Here is an 18511-nt window from a genome sequence, read left to right as displayed (position 1 = left end):
CCTCCCGATTGACAGATTTCCACTGAAAATACGCATTGTCAATCACAAACGATCAAATACTTTCATATTGCGTCGCACAATGATTGTTTTTGATCGTTTGTGATTGACTTTCTGCCGCGATGAGGGCAACGATATACGAAATACCAATTCTACAAAGCGTCTATGGGAGGAGCGTCATGCTGAATAAACAGGCCGGTTCGCGGCTGGAAAACCTGTGGGACAAGGATCGTGCCGCCGGCATGAGCCAACCCGAATTGCTTCTCTACCGCTCGAACCTGCTCGGCTCCGACAAGCGCGTGACCAATTATGGCGGCGGCAATACCTCGGCGAAGGTTATGGAAAAGGATCCACTGACCGGTGAAATGGTCGAGGTCCTGTGGGTCAAGGGTTCAGGTGGCGATGTCGGCACCATCAAGATGGATGGTTTCTCCACCCTCTACATGGACAAGCTGAATGCGCTGAAGGACGTTTATCGCGGCGTGGAATTCGAAGATGAAATGGTCGGCTATCTGCCGCATTGCACCTTCAATCTCAATCCACGCGCTGCCTCCATCGATACGCCTCTGCATGCCTTTGTGCCGAAGAAGCATGTCGACCATATGCACCCCGATGCGATCATTGCCATCGCGGCATCTGCCAACAGCAAGGAACTGACAGCCTGTATCTTCGGTGACGAGATTGGCTGGCTGCCGTGGAAACGGCCCGGATACGAACTGGGCCTGTGGCTGGAGAAATTCTGCCTGGATAATCCCCATGCCAAGGGCGTTGTCCTCGAAAGCCATGGCCTCTTTACCTGGGCCGATACGGCGGAAGACTGCTACGAAACCACCATCGATATTATCAATCGGGCAATTGCCTGGTTCGAACAGGAAACGACCGGAAAAGCTGTCTTCGGTGGCGTCAAGCACAAGACGCTTGAGGCCAAGGAGCGGCAAGAGATTGCGGCAAGCCTGATGCCGGCCATTCGCGGCATGGTGTCCGGCGAAGTCCACATGGTGGGACATTTCGACGATTCCGACGCCGTGCTGCAGTTTGTGTGCTCCAATGACATGGAGGCGCTTGCGGCGCTGGGCACCAGCTGCCCGGACCACTTCCTACGCACCAAGATCCGCCCGCTGGTGGTCGAATTCGACCCCGCAAACCCGAATATCGACGCGACTCTCGAAAGCCTCACCGGCAGTGTAGAACAATATCGCAAGGACTACGCCGCCTATTACGAACGCTGCAAGCACGACAACAGCCCGGCGATACGCGACCCGAATGCCGTCGTCTATCTGGTTCCCGGCGTCGGCATGATCACCTTCGCCAAAGACAAGGCGACGGCGCGTATTTCCGGCGAGTTCTACACAAACGCCATCAACGTGATGCGCGGCGCATCCACCGTTTCGACCTATTGCGGCCTGCCGGAGCAGGAAGCCTTCGATATTGAGTACTGGCTGCTCGAAGAAGCAAAGCTGCAGCGCATGCCGAAACCGAAGAGCCTTGCCGGCCGCGTTGCGATCGTCACCGGCGGTGCCGGCGGCATCGGCTCGGCGACGGCGGCGCGGCTGCTCTCGGAAGGCGCCTGCGTTGTGCTGGCCGATATCGATGCGGCGGCACTTGAAAATACGGCTGCACAGCTTTCCGCCGCCTATTCGAAGGATGTGGTGCGCACGGTCAACATGAATGTGACGGACGAAGGTGCCGTCGCGGGCGCCTATGCAAACATGGCCGTCCAGTTCGGCGGTGTCGATATCGTCGTCTCGAATGCGGGTATTGCATCGTCCGCTCCTGTCGAGGAAACCTCGCTCGACCTGTGGAACCGCAATATGGCGATCCTGTCGACGGGCTATTTCCTGGTGGCGCGCGAAGCCTTCAAGATGCTGCGCAAGCAGGGGATCGGCGGTTCGATGGTCTTCATCGCTTCGAAGAACGGCCTTGCCGCTTCGCCGAACGCATCGGCCTACTGCACGGCCAAGGCGTCGGAAATCCACCTGGCCCGCTGCCTGGCGCTCGAGGGTGCCGAAGCCGGCATTCGCGTCAACGTCGTCAATCCCGACGCCGTGCTTCGTGGCTCCAAGATCTGGTCCGGCGAATGGCTCGACCAGCGCGCTTCGACCTACAAGACGGACAAGGAGGGCCTGGAAGAAATGTACCGCCAGCGCTCCATGCTGAAGCGCTCGGTTCTGCCCGAGGATATTGCCGAAGCCGTCTATTTCTTCGGATCGGAAGCCTCAGCCAAGTCGACCGGCAATATCATCAACGTCGACGCGGGCAACGTGCAGGCGTTCACGCGCTAGCATTGTTTGAGACCGATCGGGAGGAAATAACATGATTGAAAAAGACGTCATCGCGCGCGTCAACGACAGCGCATCCGCGGCCCTGAAGGCCGACTACAATGCCCTTGGCGAGCAGCTTGCCCGCCGTGGCATCGACATCGATGCCGTGAAGGCGAAGGTGTCTGCCTATGGTGTCGCCGTGCCATCCTGGGGCGTGGGCACGGGTGGAACACGCTTTGCCCGTTTTCCAGGCAAGGGCGAGCCGCGCAATATCTTCGACAAGCTCGACGATTGCGCCGTCATTCAAAAGCTGACCGGGGCAACGCCGACGGTCTCGCTGCATATTCCCTGGGACAAGGCGAACCCGGCGGATCTGAAGGCAAAGGCCGAGGAAACCGGCCTTGCCTTCGACGCGATGAATTCCAACACGTTCCAGGACCAACCCGATCAGGCACTTTCCTACAAATTCGGATCCCTGTCCCATGGCGATGCAGCCACGCGCCAACAGGCCATCGAGCACAACATCGAATGCATCGAGATCGGCAAGGCGATCGGCTCCAAGGCTCTGACGGTCTGGATCGGCGATGGATCGAACTTTCCCGGACAGACCAATTTCACCCGCCAGTTCGAGCGCTATCTCGATGCGATGAAGAGTGTCTACAAGGCTCTGCCCGAGGACTGGAGGATATTCTCCGAGCACAAGATGTACGAACCGGCCTTCTATTCCACCGTGGTCCAGGATTGGGGCACGAACTTCATGATCGCCCAGGAACTTGGTCCGAAAGCTTTCTGCCTCGTCGATCTCGGTCATCATGCGCCAAACGTCAATATCGAGATGATCGTTGCCCGGCTTGTCCAGTTCGGCAAGCTTGGTGGCTTCCATTTCAACGACTCGAAATATGGCGACGACGATCTCGATACGGGGTCCATCGATCCCTACCGCCTGTTCCTTGTCTTCAATGAACTTGTCGACGCTGAAAACCGCAAACCGGCGGGCTTCGATCCTGCCCATATGCTGGACCAGTCGCATAATGTGACCGATCCGATTGAAAGCCTCATGGTCTCCGCCATGGAAGTCCAGCGCGCCTATGCACAGGCGCTTTTGGTCGACCGAAAGGCTTTGGCTGAGCATCAGGAGGCCAATGACGCGCTGATGGCGACAACGACCTTGAAAAAGGCCTTCCGGACCGATGTCGAGGCAATCCTCGCAATGGCGCGGCTGGAAAAGGGATCGGCCATCGATCCGGTCAGCACCTATCGTGCGTCGGGTTACCGGGCCAAGGTCGCCGCAGAGCGTCCGGCAGTTTCCGGCCTCGGTGGCGGGATTATCTAGGCCATCCTCTATGTTGCCGTGGGTCCTTCGCCAGCCTTCTTTGCCGCCGCGGCGGAGGACCACGGACTGTCCCCGATTAAATTATTCCTGTCCCCGCCAGACCTGTCGCCAGGCCGTATCCCATGCTGTCTGCGCCAAAAGCGACGGCTGAACCTCGGGCGCAATCGCTTACGCGGCATCGCCACCTCTCGCACCTCTTAAGGCTGCAACGCACAGGTCCAATCACACGCTGTCTGCGCTTGACAAAATGCCGCCTTGGCATTTTGGTAAGATGTCAGACCAATTCTGAAGCGTTGATATGAGGGGATCGGCCGCAATGACGGCAAACGACGCAGGAGAAGGGCCGAAGATCAAACCGCTGGCACCCCTGGACAGGGCGCGGCAGGTGAGCGATGCCCTTGCCAACTTCATCTCCGGTGAAAATCTTCAGGCCGGTGACCGCCTGCCGGCGGAGCGCGAACTCATGGATGCTCTGGGTGTCGGTCGCTCCACCATCCGCGAAGTGGTCGGCCGCTTTCAGGCCCTGGGCGTCATGGAAACGCGCAAGGGCTCCGGCACCTATCTGCTGAAGCCGATCAACAGCGCGACCATTCATATGCCGCTCTCTCTCAATGCCACCCATCTAAGCGACGCGCTGATGCAGACGCTCGAAGTCAGACGTGGACTGGAAGTCGAGGCGGCCACGGTCGCCGCCCGCCGCCGCACCGCCGAGGATCTCGCAAACATTGAGGAAAAGCTCAACATAATGGAGCGTGTGCAGCTATCCACAGGCACTTCGGGGCCGGAAGACCTCGCCTTTCACCTTGCGATCTACGACGCCGCACACAATCCGCTTTTCCGTCAGTTGCTCGAGCAGATGCGGGAAACCTTCGAGCGTTTCTGGTGCAAGCCCTTCGATCGGCCGGATTTTGCCCGCCGCTCCTTTCCCTATCACCGAACCCTTTTCAACGCGATCGCCGCCCAGGACACCGAAGCGGCGCGGCGCGAAACACTCAAAATCCTCGATGTGGTCGAGGAAGACATCAAGGAAATGTCCCGATGAACAACGGCCTGGACCCGTTTGAAGCCTTTTCGCTGATCACCGCGCATGACGAGGCCCACGCCTTCGATGCGGTGGTGCCGCCGATCGTCCAGACGTCGCTTTTCACCTTCTCGACCTATGACGAAATGTTGTCGACCTATCGTGGCGAAAAGAGCAGGCCCGTTTACTCGCGCGGACTCAATCCGACGGTACGTGTGTTTGAGGAAATGTTGGCCCGCCTCGAGGGCGGCGAGGATGCGCTGGGCTTCGGAAGCGGCATGGCGGCGATCTCCTCCACCGTTCTGGCTTTTGTCGAGCCGGGAGACCGCATTGTCGCCGTGCGCCATGTCTATCCCGACGCCTTTCGTCTGTTCGGCACCATCCTCAAACGCATGCGCATTGAGGTTACCTATGTCGATGGCGCCGATGAAGCAGCGGTGGAAAAGGCACTTCCGGGCGCCAAGCTGCTTTATCTGGAAAGCCCCACAAGCTGGGTTATGGAGACCCATGATGTCGGCGCCCTGGCGGCGCTTGCGCGAAAACACGATGTCCTTTCCGTCATCGACAACAGTTGGGCGAGCCCCGTATTTCAACAGCCGCTGGCGCTTGGCGTCGATCTCGTCTTGCATTCCGCCTCCAAATATCTGGGTGGTCACAGCGATGTCGTGGCGGGTGTCGTTACAGGCTCCAAGCAGTTGATCGACACGATACGCGGCGAAAGCCTGCCTTATCTCGGCGGCAAACTCTCTCCCTTCGATGCCTGGTTGCTGGTACGCGGCATGCGCACACTGCCTGTGCGCATGAAGGCCCATGAAGCGTCCGCTTTGGAGATTGCCCGCCGCCTTCAGGCGCATGCAACTGTCGATCAGGTGTTCCACCCGGCCCTCGCCAACCGCCTTCCACCCGGGCTCAAGGGAACGTCAGGCCTTTTCTCCTTCACATTCAAGGATGGCGTCGACATCCAGAAGTTCTGCGATCGCCTCAAATTCTTCAAGCTGGGTGTGAGCTGGGGCGGCCACGAAAGTCTCGTTGTGCCGGGCGAAGTCGTCCTCCAGCAAAAGGCACAACCCAATTCCGCGCAGACCTTCGGGATCAGTGCGCGTTCAATCCGTCTCCATGTCGGCCTTGAGGGAACCGAGGCGCTGTGGGGCGATCTGGAGGCGGCAATCGCTGCTTCCCAAGACTGAAAGAAAGACGGCAGTCCAACCAGAAACTGAACCAGAAGGGCGAACTACGATGAAAAGACTAATCACCGCTGCACTCCTCACCACGATGATGGCTGGTACGGCGCTTGCCGATACCACGTTGAAGCTGGTCGAGGTCATCACCAGCCCGGATCGCACGGAAACGCTGAAATCCATCGTCGCGAAATTCGAGGAAGCCAATCCCGGCACGCATGTCGAGATCATCTCGCTGCCTTGGGGCGAAGCCTTCCAGAAATTTGCGACCATGGTTTCAGCTGGTGACGTTCCGGACGTCATGGAAATGCCGGACACCTGGCTCTCGCTCTATGCCAATAACGGCATGCTGGAGAGCCTTGAGCCTTATCTCAAGGACTGGGAATATACCTCCGACCTTTCCGACCGGACACTTGAGCTTGGCCGGGATGTCAAGGACACAGCCTATATGCTGCCTTACGGCTTTTATTTGCGGGCCATGTTCTACAACAAGAAGCTGCTTGCAGAGGCAGGCGTTTCCGAACCTCCGAAGACCATGGACGAGTTTCTCGATGCCTCCAAGAAGGTCTCCGCCTTGCCCGGGAAATACGGCTATTGCCTGCGCGGCGGCCCCGGAGGCCTGAACGGTTGGGTCATGTTTGGCGCCACCATGGCTGGCTCCAATGCATTCTTCAACGAAGACGGCACCTCCACCTTCAACTCCGAGGGCTGGGTCAAGGGCCTCACCTGGCTGATCGACCTTTACAAGAATGGTTACGCGCCAAAGGATGCGGTGAACTGGGGCTTCAATGAGATCGTCTCGGGCTTCTATTCCGGCACCTGCGCCTTCCTCGACCAGGACCCGGATGCCCTGATTGCCATTGCGGACCGCATGAAGCCTGAAGACTTCGGTGTGATCGGCATGCCGAAAGGCCCATCCGGCAAGGCCTTCCCAACCATCGGCTATGCCGGCTGGTCGATGTTGTCTTCCAGCGAAAACAAGGACCTCTCGTGGAAGTTGATTTCCGCGCTGGAAGGTCCCGAAGGCAACATTGCCTGGTCCAAGCGTACGGGAACACTGCCGGCGCTGAAATCGGCTGAAAACGATCCGTTCTATTCGAGCGATCAGTTCAAGGGCTGGTTCGAGGAACTCGGCGACAAGGATGCCGTGCCGACAACGATGCCGACCTATCTGGAGGAATTCGCCTACTTCAAGGATTCCCTGGCGATCAGCACATCGCAGGAGGCACTGCTTGGCGACATCACGCCACAGGAACTCGCCGACCAGTGGGCCGACTACATGACCAAAGCCCAGCAGAAGTACCTGGAAAGCAAGAACTGATGCGACCGAACGGGCGGGGACTTCTCCCCGCCCGGATCCTGTTTCTTAAACGCCAGAGACCCGTGATTTCATGACCAGCCATTCCCATACGCAGGATCGCCGTCCGCTGATGCGCCGGATCGCCCATGCGACGGAACCCTATCTCTACAGCGCGCCGGCGCTCATCCTGATCGTCGTCGTGATGCTGGTGCCGCTGGTTTTGGGAATTTCCTACGCCTTCCGGGACATCCAGCTTCTGAAACCCTTTTCCGGCGGCTTCATCGGGCTCGATCATTTCCGGGACCTCAGTCACGACAAGGCCTTCCTGCGGGCGCTGCAAAACACGCTTTGGTGGACAGGCGCATCGGTATTTCTGCAGTTCTTCTTCGGACTCATCCTGGCGCTTCTGCTCGACAAACCCTTTGCCGGCCGCGGCCTCGTTCAGGCACTCGTCTTCCTGCCATGGGCCGTTCCGACATTCCTGACAGGCCTCACCTGGGCCTGGCTCTTCAACCCGGTGATCGGTCCCCTGCCCCACTGGCTCTTTGCACTCGGTATTTTGAGCGAACCCAACAACATTCTGTCCGACCCGCATCTGGCGATGTGGGGTCCGATCATCGCCAATGTATGGTGGGGCATTCCCTTCTTCGCGATCACGCTTTTGGCAGCGCTCCAGGCAATCCCGCGCGATCTCTATGAAGCAGCAGCGATCGATGGGGCGAGCCCCACGCAGCGCTTCTTGTCGATCACCGTGCCTTTCCTCGCGCCGACGATTGCCATTACCGTTTTGCTGCGCACCGTCTGGATCGCAAACTTTGCCGATCTGATCGTCGTCATGACCAATGGCGGGCCTGCCGACCGTACGCAGATTGTCGCCAGCTACATATTCACCCAGGCCTTCAAGCGTCTCGATTTTGGCTATGCCTCTGCGGTGGCACTGGTGCTGCTCGGCCTGCTGTTGATCTATTCCATGCTGATCATCGTTTTGCGCCAGACGCTTCTCAACAAGGATTGATGCCATGCGCGCCCGCAAAATCCCCCTCATTCTCGCGCATCGCCTGGCGATCCTCGTCTATATCGTCTTTGCACTCTTCCCCTTGTTCTGGCTGTTGAAAGTGGCCGTAACGCCGAACGACCTGTTGTATTCCGAAGGCGTTCGAATGTGGCCATCGCGCACGACATTCGACCACTTCCGCTTTGTGATCGCCCATAGCGATTTCCCGATCTTCTTTCGCAACAGCGTCATCGTTGCAGGATCGACCGCCTTTATCGTCACGATTCTGGCGTCTCTGTCCGGTTACGCACTGTCGCGCTTCTCCTTCCGGGCAAAATACTGGATTGTCGCGCTGATGCTGATCACACAGATGTTTCCGCTGGTCATGCTGGTTGCGCCGATCTTCAAACTTTTGTCGCCGCTTGGACTGACCAACAGTCTCACCGGCCTCATCATCGTTTACACGGCCTTCAATGTGCCCTTTGCCACCTTCCTCATGCAGTCCTTCTTCGACGGCATACCCAAGGATCTCGAAGAGGCGGCCATGATTGATGGTGCCACGCAATTCATGGCATTTCGGCAGATCATCCTGCCGCTCACCCTCCCCGGCATAGCCGCCACGCTGGGCTTCGTGTTCACCGCGGCCTGGAGCGAGTTGTTGTTCGCGCTGATGCTCATCTCGGGTTCCGACGCGGCCACCTTCCCTGTCGGTCTTCTCACCTTCGTGTCCAAGTTCTCCGTCGATTTCGGGCAGATGATGGCGGCGGGCGTATTGGCGCTCATTCCAGCCTGCCTCTTCTTCCTGCTCATACAGCGCTACCTCGTGCAGGGCCTGACGGCCGGCGCGGTCAAAGGCTGAAAGGTTTTACAATGGCATCCATCGATATTCAGGGCGTCCGCAAGAATTACGGCAATTTTCCCGTCTTGCACGGCGTCGATCTGACCATTCAGGACGGCGAGTTCATCGTTCTTGTCGGGCCTTCGGGCTGCGGAAAGTCCACACTTCTGCGCATGATCGCCGGGCTCGAAGAGGTGAGCTCCGGAGACATCCGCATCGCCGACAAACGCGTCAACGACCTCCCACCGAAGGATCGCGACATTGCCATGGTGTTTCAGTCCTATGCGCTCTATCCGCATATGACGGTCGCCGACAATATGAGCTACAGCCTGCGACTGCGCAAAAAGGCCAAGGAGACAATCCAGGCGGCAGTCAAAGGCGCAGCAGACAAGCTCGGTCTGGAGCCCTATCTCGCGCGCCGGCCGAAGGCCTTGTCGGGCGGCCAGCGCCAACGTGTCGCCATGGGCCGGGCGATCGTTCGTGAGCCAAAAGCCTTTCTGTTCGACGAGCCGCTGTCCAACCTCGACGCCCGCCTGCGGGAACAGATGCGCGCCGAGATCAAGAAGATGCATGCGGATCTTGGTGCGACATCGATCTATGTGACCCATGACCAGATCGAGGCAATGACACTCGCCGACAGGATCGTCGCCATGCATGGCGGCGTGGTGCAGCAGGTCGGCGCACCGCTCGACCTTTACGATCGTCCTGCCAATCTCTTCGTGGCCAGTTTCATTGGCTCACCGGGCATGAATTTCCTCGAAGGTCGCTACCACGCCACCGCAGATCACGCCGAGATCAAGCTTGCCAATGGCACCCCCATTCCGGTGACACCGCGCAGTGGCCTTGAAAACGGAAGTGTCGCCACTTTGGGCATTCGCCCGGAACATGTGGTGATTGCCGATAAGGGCCGATGGAAGGCTGACGTCGAGCTGGTCGAACCCACCGGCTTTGGCATCATCCTCCATCTGTCGATCCACGGTCAGCGCTTCAAGATCTACACGCTTGATCGTTCCGTTCTCAATCCACAACCGGTCATCCACGTCGATTTTCCAACCGAGCATATCCATATCTTCGATGCCGACGGCAACCGCGTCGATTAGGCTGCCGCAGGCGGCGCTATGGAAAGGACTGATCGCGGGGCAGCACAGCCGAAAACGGAGCCCTTATGGGCTCCGTGGTCGCGGCCCGAGCGGTCAGGAAGAATACCGGTCAATCGTCAAATTACCCCCCAGGCCCGAAATCGCCCCCTCCCCGTCATCTCGCGAAGCCCCAACTCGCCCACGATGCGCCGCGCCGCCTGCGGTGTGACGTCGAGTGTCTGCACCACCATGCCGGTGGATACCAGCGGCCGCGCCATGACCAGCTCAACCAGCTCCGGCAGTTTCGAGGATGTTCGTCGTCCAATCAATTTGCGCTCCATCATCTGCCGCGCCAGCGCCAGCCGGTCATGTTCTTTAAGACCGATCTCTGCGGACGCCAGAAGACCATGGGCAATGGCAAGCAACCGGGTGTCGCGATCCCGATGACGGCGTTGATTTACAGGAATGGATTTGAGGCCGAGATTGAATGCGGCCAGATGCGCAGCCGTCGTCACCCCGGCCTCACGCAGGATTGACGATGCGAGCAAGCGTCCGAGCCAGGGCGCATGCTGCAAAACGGCCAGTTCGTTCCAGGCATCCAGAGCGAGTACAGCCTGCATGGCTGGCGGCAGGTCGTGTAACTGTCGCAAGGCACCCAGCCACTCCTCCAGCCGTTCGTCCTCGTCCCAGTCGAGGTCGTAGACCAGCGGATCCTTGTCCCGAACCCGAGCCGGTTTGGGCTTCATCGCCTGTTCGATGGCAGCGTCTGACCGCGCCAGCAGCGCATCGATGGCGGCGAATTCGGCCTCAAAGCCTGTCGCGTCTTGCGTCGCCTCGTCACCCTCCCCCGCTATCCCCTCCGCCTTTGCATCCGGCGCGGCAATCCTGCTCGCCACGGCGCGATCCGCCACCGTCTCCCATGCATGCCCTCGTAAGCTGCGCAGGCCATCAGCCGACAGGGCCCAGCCCGGCGGCTGTGCAGCAATGCGCCGGCGCGTTTTCAGGATGTCTCGGGCAATCGTGAGTTCGTGGGTGGGTGCACGTATGTCGCGGGTGGCATCATGGAGGACGAGGTCCTCCAGATGCACGAGTTCGCCGTCGATCCAAAGCGAGGCGCAGGCGTCGCTAAAATGGGATCGCTCGATCCAGCCCTGACCCACGGCGGAACGGAGGACGCGCTCATCGAGACGCGACAGTGCGACGCCCGCCGCAAATGCGGGGTTCGACAGCGATGCCACAGGCAATTTTGTGAGATCGTAAGACATTGAAATCATGGTAAATGATTTATTAAACGAACTCTATATCAAAATTCATATTCCTTACTGCATATGACTAGAGGTCGGCATTCTCACTAACGATAGTTTGCTGATATCGATAATGATGGATTTAGGCCCTAAGAACGGCTAGGCTGCGCTGGTTATGCTCTTGTCGCCAATTCCAATGCTCTCGAAATCGTCCAGAATGATCACGCACACAGTCCCAGCAGACGCTCAGATCCATAAACGTGCGGAAGAGCTGGATGCCCTGGACGCCATCCTGCCCTTCGACCGCCGCGACCAGTTGGCGGGACTTCTGACAGATGACGATGTCGCCACGCTGAAACATCTGGCCCATGAAGGCATGGGCTTCAATACGCTTCGCGCCCTCGCCTCCGACCTTGCCTATCTCGAAGCCTGGTGTGCCCTGTCCACCGGCACGGCATTGCCCTGGCCCGCACCTGAGACGCTGTTGCTCAAATTTGTGGCGCATCATTTATGGGATACCGACCAACGGCGGCAGGACAAGGCCCATGGTATGCCGCCCGACGTTGAGGCGGGACTGCGCGCCAAGGGCCTGCTCAAATCCGTCGGCCCGCATGCGCCTGCGACGGTGCGCCGGCGATTGACATCATGGTCGATCCTCACCCGTTGGCGCGGGCTGCAAGGTTCGTTCTCCGCGCCGGCAGTGAAGAGCGCCATGCGCCTTGCCGTTCGTGCCACAGGCCGGCCCAGACAGCGCAAAAGCAAGTCTGCGGTTACCGCTGAGGTTCTGGCGGCGCTTCTCGCCACCTGCTCCGAAAATACGCTCGTCGATCTGCGGGACCGTGCGATCCTTTTGACCGCATTTGCATCCGGTGGTCGCCGGCGGTCGGAGCTTGCCGGTCTGCGTGTCGAGGATCTCATCGAGGAGGAACCGGTGCGCGCAGATCCCAGGGATGAGAACTCCCCTGCCCTCCCCTGTATGACCATCAATCTGGGACGGACCAAGACGACCACCGCCGACGACAACGCCCATGCCTTGATGATCGGCCGTCCGGTCACTGCACTGAAAGCGTGGCTCCGTGAGGCCAGGATCGAGGGCGGTCCCGTGTTTCGCCGGATTGATCAATGGGGCAATCTCGACCGACGCGCGATCACACCGCAATCGGTCAATCTGATCCTCAAGTCGCGATGCAGGAAGGCGGGGCTGGATGAGACGAGATTTTCCGCCCACGGGCTTCGCTCAGGCTATCTGACGGAGGCGGCCAACCGTGGCATTCCGCTGCAGGAGGCCATGCAGCAATCGCAGCACAAGTCGATGAGCCAGGCCGCTGCCTATTATAACGATCAGGAACGGAAACAGGGCAAGGCCGCCCGCTTGATGATCGAGTGATGGCCGGTCGGAATGTGCGTCAAATCTGACGCGCAGTCGTCTCAGTCACAGAGACTGCTGCATGAATTTCACCTGAAACCGGTTCCGTTCCGGCGAATTATGCAGTAGCGCGTACGCACAACTCAACGCGCCATCCAACAATGGCGGCAAAAGCTGAAAATTTCCTCAACAAGACAGGAATTCTGCATGGAAACCACCACAATTGAATCGCGCAGCGATTTTGCCCAATGGGCCATCGAGCGCGCCCGGGCAATTGTTGCCGATCAGGCCGGCGATCTGGCTGTCGCCGCCCGCGATGGCAACGAGGAAGAGATTGCCAAAACCGCCAACGCACTCGGTCAGGCGATATCTGAAGCCTTGATCGAAGTCTTCGACGGATTGCTTCAAGAGGAGTAGGACGCGCCACGCCGCAAAGCCTGCGGCTTGATGTGAAATAGCAGACCGGTCGTCTCTGACAAAGGAGGCTGTTGTCTTAGCCGATGTTGTCGTCCGCCACCCGGTGTTTCTCAGTCTGAGCGCAAATTCATCCTTGCAATTCTGGAGCGTCCCTCCATAAATGCAAGGATGATAAAGCGCCATATTGCCACCGAACTTGCAGAACTCGTCGATACCAACCCCGCTGTTGCCCTTCTCGGGCCGCGACAGGTGGGAAAGACCACGATTGCACTCGAGCTCGCGCAAAACCGTCCTTCCATCTATCTCGATCTGGAATCCGACGCCGACCGGGCCAAGCTGTCCGATCCGGAACTCTACCTTGCCGGACATGCCGACAAGCTGGTGATCCTGGATGAAGTCCACCGTCTTCCGGACCTCTTTCAAAATCTTCGCGGTCTCATCGATCGGGGCCGGCGCGAGGGGCGCAAGACCGGTCGCTATCTGCTGTTGGGTTCCGCCTCTATCGACCTTCTCAAGCAGTCGGGGGAGACGCTTGCCGGCCGCATCGCCTATCTTGAAATGCAACCAATCGATGCTTCCGAAGTCGCGTTGACATCTGTCAACGATCTTTGGGTGCGCGGTGGCTTTCCCGACAGTCTGCTGGCCTCCAGCGACCGCGCCAGCCTGCGCTGGCGGCAGAATTTCATCCGCACCTATCTGGAGCGCGACATCCCGCAGCTTGGGCCGCGCATTCCTGCCGAAACCCTGCGGCGCTTCTGGACCATGCTCGCCCATCACCAGGCCGGGCTTTTGAATGCCGCCTCGCTCGCCCGTTCGCTTGGCGTGGATGGCAAGACGATCGCCGCCTATCTCGATCTTCTGGTCGATCTTCTCCTCGTTCGACGGTTGGAACCCTGGCATGCCAATGCCGGCAAGCGTCTGGTCAAATCGCCCAAGGTCTATGTGCGCGACAGCGGCCTGGCGCACGCTCTGCTGGGCATCGGCTCGCTTGAAGAATTGCTGGCCCATCCGGTCGCCGGATCCAGCTTCGAAGGCTTCGTCATCGAGACACTGGCAGCCGTTGCCCCCCATGGATCCGAATGCCACTTCTATCGCACGGCTGCCGGCGCCGAGATTGATCTTCTCATCACCCTGCCCGGCGGCAAGCTCTGGGCCATCGAGATCAAGCGCTCCTTGTCGCCAAAGGTCGAAAAGGGATTTCACCTCGCCTGCGACGATCTCAAACCGGCGCGCCGCTTCGTCGTTTATCCGGGCAGCGAACGCTATCCCCTCAACACGGAAACCGATGCGCTGTCTTTGACCGCCCTTGCCGAGGATCTTGCGGCTTTGCGGTAAGGTCTGCATGAAGCCGGTCATAGCCCCTTCCCTATTGCCGCTGTCGTTCAAGCGCCTGAAGCATCGGGAAGATGCTGAATGTACCCTTTTGAGCCTTGGTCGTCAGATCGCGCAGATAACCGCCGGGGGACCGGATCGTATCCGCCTTTTCAAGCATGATCGCCACGACGACCGACGCTGCCTGCTCTCCCATCGCGGTCTTCGCCTTGTGCCAGGCATCAGGAGAAACCCCCAGCATCGAGCGGACAAGATCCGCCGTTTTGATCAGATCCGCCCAGCCGGCAATCCCATCCTTGGCATAATCCCCTATTTGCGGGCATGTTCGCCTGAACCTTGCAAGACTGAGAGCAAGCTTTCGTTCAGGTGCCTGGGTTTCGGGTTTCTCGACTTCGCCCGTATTGGGGTTATAGCCGCTTATTTCAAATGATGAGTCTGTGTTTGAATTCTGTTGTTGGCGCTCAGAATTGACGTCATTGGCGCTCATTTCTTCTTCTGACAGGGTTTTCAGGTAGGTATCTTCGACCTGCTTGCGCAGGATAAGGAGCTGTTCCCGGCGACGTTCAAGGTCTGCAGGCGGGGCATTGCGTGGCATGGTGATCGCAATGGACCCGAGTTCTGCAGCAAGGCCTTCCCAATCCCCCTCACGGCCCTCCTCCATCGCACATGCGATGATCTTGGCGACATCGCGCCGATGGAGGGTAATTTCGCTTCTGAGGGCTCTTATGGCCTTGTCCTCGGCACGGGCCTTGTCGGCAGCCGCATGGATCTCGCCCGCTCTCAGCGCTAGAGGAGACAGATCGAATCCATAGGCATCTTCCACCTGTCCGTGATCGTCACGCCGGCAGAACCGTTTTCCGTTCGGACTGTCGCGGCGAAAGATCAAGCCGGCCTCGACCAATGCCGACAAATGGCGGCGGATGGTCGCTGGTGCCATGCCGCGCGAACGCAGCGACAGTTCCCTGTTCGACGGGAAGACAATAATGGGCTGGCTGCCATCGAGCATACGCTCTGTCGTGAAGCTCAATAGAGCCTCCAGCAGGCCGATGGTGCGGTCACCCAGGCCATATTGGCCAGCCGCCTCCGTCAGCGCCCTGATGAGCTGCCATTTGTCTGTCTGGCCACCATCATTGCCGCCGTCGCCAGCGCGCAGTTTCTCCTGCCTGTCAGCCACAGCCTTCTGCCTGGCAAAAAGCCGCGCAGACATACTGCCGCCGCCGAAAGGCGTCGTTGCAAGTCTCTCAATCATGTCACGGTCCCCGGTCTAGGAGACAAGCTGGATCCCGCGACGCTTCATTTCCGGACGCAAATCATCGCTCATCGACACGGATGCGTCGCTGACTCTTGACTTTGATCCTTGGAAGTGATTCTCTCGAATTGCTACATAGAAGAGGGCTTCCGAAATGGTGACGTTTTGGGGGCCTTTTTTCTTGTCTCGACGCTTCCTTTCAAGTGATTGCGATTACCCTGATGCGGTGGCTAGCAGCCTCGCACCTTACGAATCACCGCCTTCGTTCTTCACGAAAGCCGCGTAATCTTCTCCAAGCCGAGCCTTGAGCGTCTCTAAAAACTGCTCCGACACATCGGCTTTGAATTCTATTTTTACCGCCCTGCCCTGCCGGCTCATCCGCGCGAACGATTTCCCGTCCGGGCCTTTGAGATCCTCGGCGACAGCCTTGGCCTGTTTCGATCGCCGTGACAGGCGGTCAAACAAAAGCGTAAAGCGTTCGTCGCTTTGGGCGGATTTGAAGCGTTCCGAATAAACCTCATCGGTCGCCTTCTCGATGCCGGCGCCGGTTGAAAGCAATTCGCCCAGCGCCATCCACCGGGCACGGCCGGCTTTGGGTGCTGGACCAATCTGTCGGGCAAAGCGGATCGGAACCGCCTCTGCCACCTGCAACAGGCGCGACAGCTCGCTCTTTTGCACAGCCAGGGCATCGCCGATCAGCTTGCGCTCAAAGCCGCGATCCGTCAGCGTTTTGGCAAACAGCGCACGCTCGATAAAACTGAGATTGCGACGCTCGGCATTTTCCTTGCCCTGGGCAAGCACCAGCTCTTCGTCGCCCAGTTGGCGCACGATCGCCTTGACAGGCACACCCAGACGACGGGCAGCGCGCAAACGGCGATGCCCATAGGCGACCTGAAAACGGTCCTGCGCCTGCGGATGCGGGCGCACCAGGATAGGCACCTGCTGGCCGCTTTCACGAATGCTCTCGATCAAGGTCAGAAAGTCCGGATCGTCGCGCTGTTCTTCGCTCAACCGGTCGCTGACAAAGGAACCGTCGATCTTGTCGGCGTCGAGCGAGAGAATACGCTCGCCCTCTTCCATGGCCTGGCGCAGCGCGCGTGCCTCTTCGGCTTCGCGCGCGATCGCCGACAGCGACAGACCCATGGCCTTTACGGCACCGGATGTCGCCCGTGGCGGATCGCTTTTCACAGCTTGCGACGGCACATCCGAATTATCGCCGGATGGCATCGACTTGGTTTCAGGTGCCGGCGGCATCGGTTCGCCGAACAGTGCTTTCAGGGAAGATTTGCGATTGCTCCCGCTCATGATTTGCCACGCCCCCATGCGGAATGAATAAGTTGCTCGATCTCCGCATTGACGGCATCGAGCGATTCCATGGCGCGGTCATAGGTGCCGCGCGAGAAGTTTTCCCGACCGACCTCATACAGCGTCTGCTTGGTCAGACCGGCATCGGAGACTGCGGTCGATTTCACCATGGGTGCGGTCAGCACACGCTCACCAAACAGCGAGCGCAGGAAACCGACGATCTGCGTCTGCGGCCCATCATGCGGTTCAAAACGGGTAATCAGATAGCGCAGGAAGTCGAACTTCAGTTCGCCGCCCGCCTCACGCACGACGCTCAACAGATCAGATGTCATGAACAGAAACTGGCTCATCGAGGCCACATCCAGCATTTGCGGATGCACCGTCACGATCACAGATGTCGAGGCACAAAGCGCTGACAAGGTCAGATAGCCAAGCTGTGGCGGGCAATCGATCACCACCACGTCATAATCATCGGCGACGGATTGCAGCGCCGATTGAACGCGGGTGAAGAACAGGTTCTGCGTCTCGCCCGGCAGCCGTTGTGCCAGGGCACGCGGTGTCGCGTGTTCGAATTCCTGCAGTTCCAGATTGCCCGGCAGAAGATCGAGATTGTGGAAATAGGTCTTGCGGATGATTTCATGCAATGGGCGAACGTCACCATCATAGCGAATGGCACCATAAAGCGTGTCATTGCCCGACAGATCGAGTTCCGGCTGATAACCAAACAGCGCCGAAAGCGATGCCTGCGGGTCGAGATCGACAGCCAGCACCCGATGTCCGGTCATGGCAAGCGATTGCGCCAGATGAACAGCCGAGGTGGTCTTGCCGGAACCGCCCTTGAAGTTGGTGACCGTGATCACCTGCATATGTTCACCGCGCTCGGGATCGCGCCGCTTCACATAGGAACGCGCCTTGGCGTCGTTCCCCTTGGCAAGAGCCTGCTCGGCCAGAAAGTTTCTCAGTGCATCAATATCGGCCAGCGAATAATAGCGCCGCCCACCGGCCCCCACTTCCGGCTGCGGTCCGTCACCCGCCAGCGAGAGCTGACGCAGGTAACCGTCGGATACGCCGATCAGGCGCGCGGCTTCGCCGGAGGTAAAGCTGCGTAAGGTCTTCTGCGACTTCGGCGGAAACAGCCGTTCGCGCATCGCCTTCAACTGGGCAGACAGCGCCTGTGCGTCTTCCGCGATTGTTTCATCAGCCGGGCGCAAACTAAAAACCTCTTCATTGATCTTAACTGAGGACTGATTGGCCATCCTCTCGTCTCCTCGTGTCCCGCCACTGCCGCGTTTCAAATCTTCATGGCCTCACGCGTTATGACGGGGTATTTTGCAAAGCCTATGCGATTCCCGCCAGCGTGAATATACGCGTTGGAAGTTCACTTACATCAACCCAACTCATTTACGGCGAACGCAGAGATATCCACCAACAGCCGTTAGACGACGCTGTTGGATCAAGCGAGTCGCGTCAAGTGTTTTCTAGTGGATTGATCGAAACGAAAGAGTCCAGTTTTCGGATTCCTACGCTGTCCCGGATATGCGAGAGTACCTCATGCGTACAGGGATCACATTCGACGTCACCTCTGCCGACCGTGCTC

General features: G+C 58.9%; 15 protein-coding genes. 11 read left to right on the top strand and 4 right to left on the bottom strand.

Going from position 1 to position 18511, the window contains the following annotated elements; genetic code table 11:
• Positions 1–176 precede the first annotated feature (176 nt).
• From ACQQ2Q_RS20635 to ACQQ2Q_RS20600, 8 genes are all read left to right on the top strand, one after another.
• On the top strand, positions 177–2279 hold the full coding sequence (locus tag ACQQ2Q_RS20635; protein ID WP_428189023.1) for a bifunctional rhamnulose-1-phosphate aldolase/short-chain dehydrogenase: 2103 nt from the start codon (positions 177–179) through the stop codon (positions 2277–2279).
• Positions 2280–2310: 31 nt separating this feature from the next.
• A complete protein-coding gene (gene rhaI, locus ACQQ2Q_RS20630; RefSeq protein ID WP_428189022.1) occupies positions 2311–3591 on the top strand; it encodes an L-rhamnose catabolism isomerase in 1281 nt (426 codons plus the stop codon).
• 316 nt (positions 3592–3907) lie between these two features.
• Entirely contained in the window at positions 3908–4633 is a 726-nt protein-coding gene (locus ACQQ2Q_RS20625) for a FadR/GntR family transcriptional regulator (protein WP_428189021.1), read from the top strand.
• Positions 4630–5799, top strand: coding sequence for a PLP-dependent transferase (locus ACQQ2Q_RS20620; protein ID WP_428189020.1), 1170 nt, complete (start codon positions 4630–4632; stop codon positions 5797–5799). The genes ACQQ2Q_RS20625 and ACQQ2Q_RS20620 overlap by 4 nt, the downstream gene beginning before the upstream one ends.
• A gap of 49 nt (positions 5800–5848) precedes the next feature.
• On the top strand, positions 5849–7111 hold the full coding sequence (locus ACQQ2Q_RS20615; RefSeq protein WP_428189019.1) for an ABC transporter substrate-binding protein: 1263 nt from the start codon (positions 5849–5851) through the stop codon (positions 7109–7111).
• Positions 7112–7181: 70 nt separating this feature from the next.
• Positions 7182–8105, top strand: coding sequence for a carbohydrate ABC transporter permease (locus ACQQ2Q_RS20610; RefSeq protein ID WP_428189018.1), 924 nt, complete (start codon positions 7182–7184; stop codon positions 8103–8105).
• A gap of 4 nt (positions 8106–8109) precedes the next feature.
• A complete protein-coding gene (locus tag ACQQ2Q_RS20605; protein ID WP_428189017.1) occupies positions 8110–8943 on the top strand; it encodes a carbohydrate ABC transporter permease in 834 nt (277 codons plus the stop codon).
• 11 nt (positions 8944–8954) lie between these two features.
• Entirely contained in the window at positions 8955–10022 is a 1068-nt protein-coding gene (locus ACQQ2Q_RS20600) for an ABC transporter ATP-binding protein (protein WP_428189016.1), read from the top strand.
• A 116-nt stretch (positions 10023–10138) separates the two neighbouring features.
• On the opposite strand, the gene ACQQ2Q_RS20595 is transcribed toward ACQQ2Q_RS20600, so the two are convergent.
• A complete protein-coding gene (locus ACQQ2Q_RS20595) occupies positions 10139–11275 on the bottom strand; it encodes an RHE_PE00001 family protein (protein ID WP_428189015.1) in 1137 nt (378 codons plus the stop codon).
• Positions 11276–11462: 187 nt separating this feature from the next.
• Here ACQQ2Q_RS20595 and ACQQ2Q_RS20590 point away from each other — a divergent pair, with 187 nt between their 5' ends.
• The 3 genes from ACQQ2Q_RS20590 (at position 11463) to ACQQ2Q_RS20580 (ending at position 14363) form a co-directional block, all read left to right on the top strand.
• Positions 11463–12632 (top strand): site-specific integrase, encoded by a 1170-nt coding sequence (locus tag ACQQ2Q_RS20590; protein ID WP_428189014.1) that lies wholly within the window; start codon positions 11463–11465, stop codon positions 12630–12632.
• A 186-nt stretch (positions 12633–12818) separates the two neighbouring features.
• Positions 12819–13028, top strand: coding sequence for a hypothetical protein (locus tag ACQQ2Q_RS20585; protein WP_428189013.1), 210 nt, complete (start codon positions 12819–12821; stop codon positions 13026–13028).
• Positions 13029–13196: 168 nt separating this feature from the next.
• The gene (locus tag ACQQ2Q_RS20580) at positions 13197–14363 is read left to right on the top strand and encodes an ATP-binding protein (protein ID WP_428189012.1); all 1167 of its coding nucleotides are present in this window, start codon (positions 13197–13199) and stop codon (positions 14361–14363) included.
• Positions 14364–14394: 31 nt separating this feature from the next.
• Here the strand turns inward: ACQQ2Q_RS20580 and repC are convergent, their stop codons facing one another.
• The 3 genes from repC to repA all read right to left on the bottom strand — a co-directional run bounded on the left by repC (position 14395) and on the right by repA (position 18170).
• Positions 14395–15609, bottom strand: a complete 1215-nt coding sequence (gene repC, locus ACQQ2Q_RS20575; protein ID WP_428189011.1) for a plasmid replication protein RepC — start codon at positions 15607–15609, stop codon at positions 14395–14397.
• Positions 15610–15855: 246 nt separating this feature from the next.
• Positions 15856–16914 carry a plasmid partitioning protein RepB gene (repB, locus tag ACQQ2Q_RS20570; RefSeq protein WP_428189010.1) on the bottom strand — a complete coding sequence of 353 codons (1059 nt, stop codon included), beginning with the start codon at positions 16912–16914 and terminating at the stop codon, positions 15856–15858.
• Positions 16911–18170: a plasmid partitioning protein RepA gene (gene repA / locus ACQQ2Q_RS20565; RefSeq protein ID WP_428189009.1), complete on the bottom strand. Its 1260-nt coding sequence runs from the start codon at positions 18168–18170 to the stop codon at positions 16911–16913. Before repA ends, repB begins: the two co-directional genes overlap by 4 nt.
• Positions 18171–18511 lie beyond the last annotated feature (341 nt).

This window comes from Agrobacterium sp. ES01 (assembly GCF_050320885.1).
Classification (GTDB): Bacteria; Pseudomonadota; Alphaproteobacteria; order Rhizobiales; family Rhizobiaceae; genus Allorhizobium.
Note: the sequence above shows the minus strand (reverse complement) of the source record. Positions and strands in the feature narration are given on the sequence as shown.

Coding starts and splice junctions, on each gene's coding strand:
- ACQQ2Q_RS20635 (WP_428189023.1), top strand. CDS start 177: ATGCTGAATAAACAGGCCGGTTCGCGGCTGGAAAACCTGTGGGACAAG.
- rhaI (WP_428189022.1), top strand. CDS start 2,311: ATGATTGAAAAAGACGTCATCGCGCGCGTCAACGACAGCGCATCCGCG.
- ACQQ2Q_RS20625 (WP_428189021.1), top strand. CDS start 3,908: ATGACGGCAAACGACGCAGGAGAAGGGCCGAAGATCAAACCGCTGGCA.
- ACQQ2Q_RS20620 (WP_428189020.1), top strand. CDS start 4,630: ATGAACAACGGCCTGGACCCGTTTGAAGCCTTTTCGCTGATCACCGCG.
- ACQQ2Q_RS20615 (WP_428189019.1), top strand. CDS start 5,849: ATGAAAAGACTAATCACCGCTGCACTCCTCACCACGATGATGGCTGGT.
- ACQQ2Q_RS20610 (WP_428189018.1), top strand. CDS start 7,182: ATGACCAGCCATTCCCATACGCAGGATCGCCGTCCGCTGATGCGCCGG.
- ACQQ2Q_RS20605 (WP_428189017.1), top strand. CDS start 8,110: ATGCGCGCCCGCAAAATCCCCCTCATTCTCGCGCATCGCCTGGCGATC.
- ACQQ2Q_RS20600 (WP_428189016.1), top strand. CDS start 8,955: ATGGCATCCATCGATATTCAGGGCGTCCGCAAGAATTACGGCAATTTT.
- ACQQ2Q_RS20595 (WP_428189015.1), bottom strand. CDS start 11,275: ATGATTTCAATGTCTTACGATCTCACAAAATTGCCTGTGGCATCGCTG.
- ACQQ2Q_RS20590 (WP_428189014.1), top strand. CDS start 11,463: ATGATCACGCACACAGTCCCAGCAGACGCTCAGATCCATAAACGTGCG.
- ACQQ2Q_RS20585 (WP_428189013.1), top strand. CDS start 12,819: ATGGAAACCACCACAATTGAATCGCGCAGCGATTTTGCCCAATGGGCC.
- ACQQ2Q_RS20580 (WP_428189012.1), top strand. CDS start 13,197: ATGATAAAGCGCCATATTGCCACCGAACTTGCAGAACTCGTCGATACC.
- repC (WP_428189011.1), bottom strand. CDS start 15,609: ATGATTGAGAGACTTGCAACGACGCCTTTCGGCGGCGGCAGTATGTCT.
- repB (WP_428189010.1), bottom strand. CDS start 16,914: ATGAGCGGGAGCAATCGCAAATCTTCCCTGAAAGCACTGTTCGGCGAA.
- repA (WP_428189009.1), bottom strand. CDS start 18,170: ATGGCCAATCAGTCCTCAGTTAAGATCAATGAAGAGGTTTTTAGTTTG.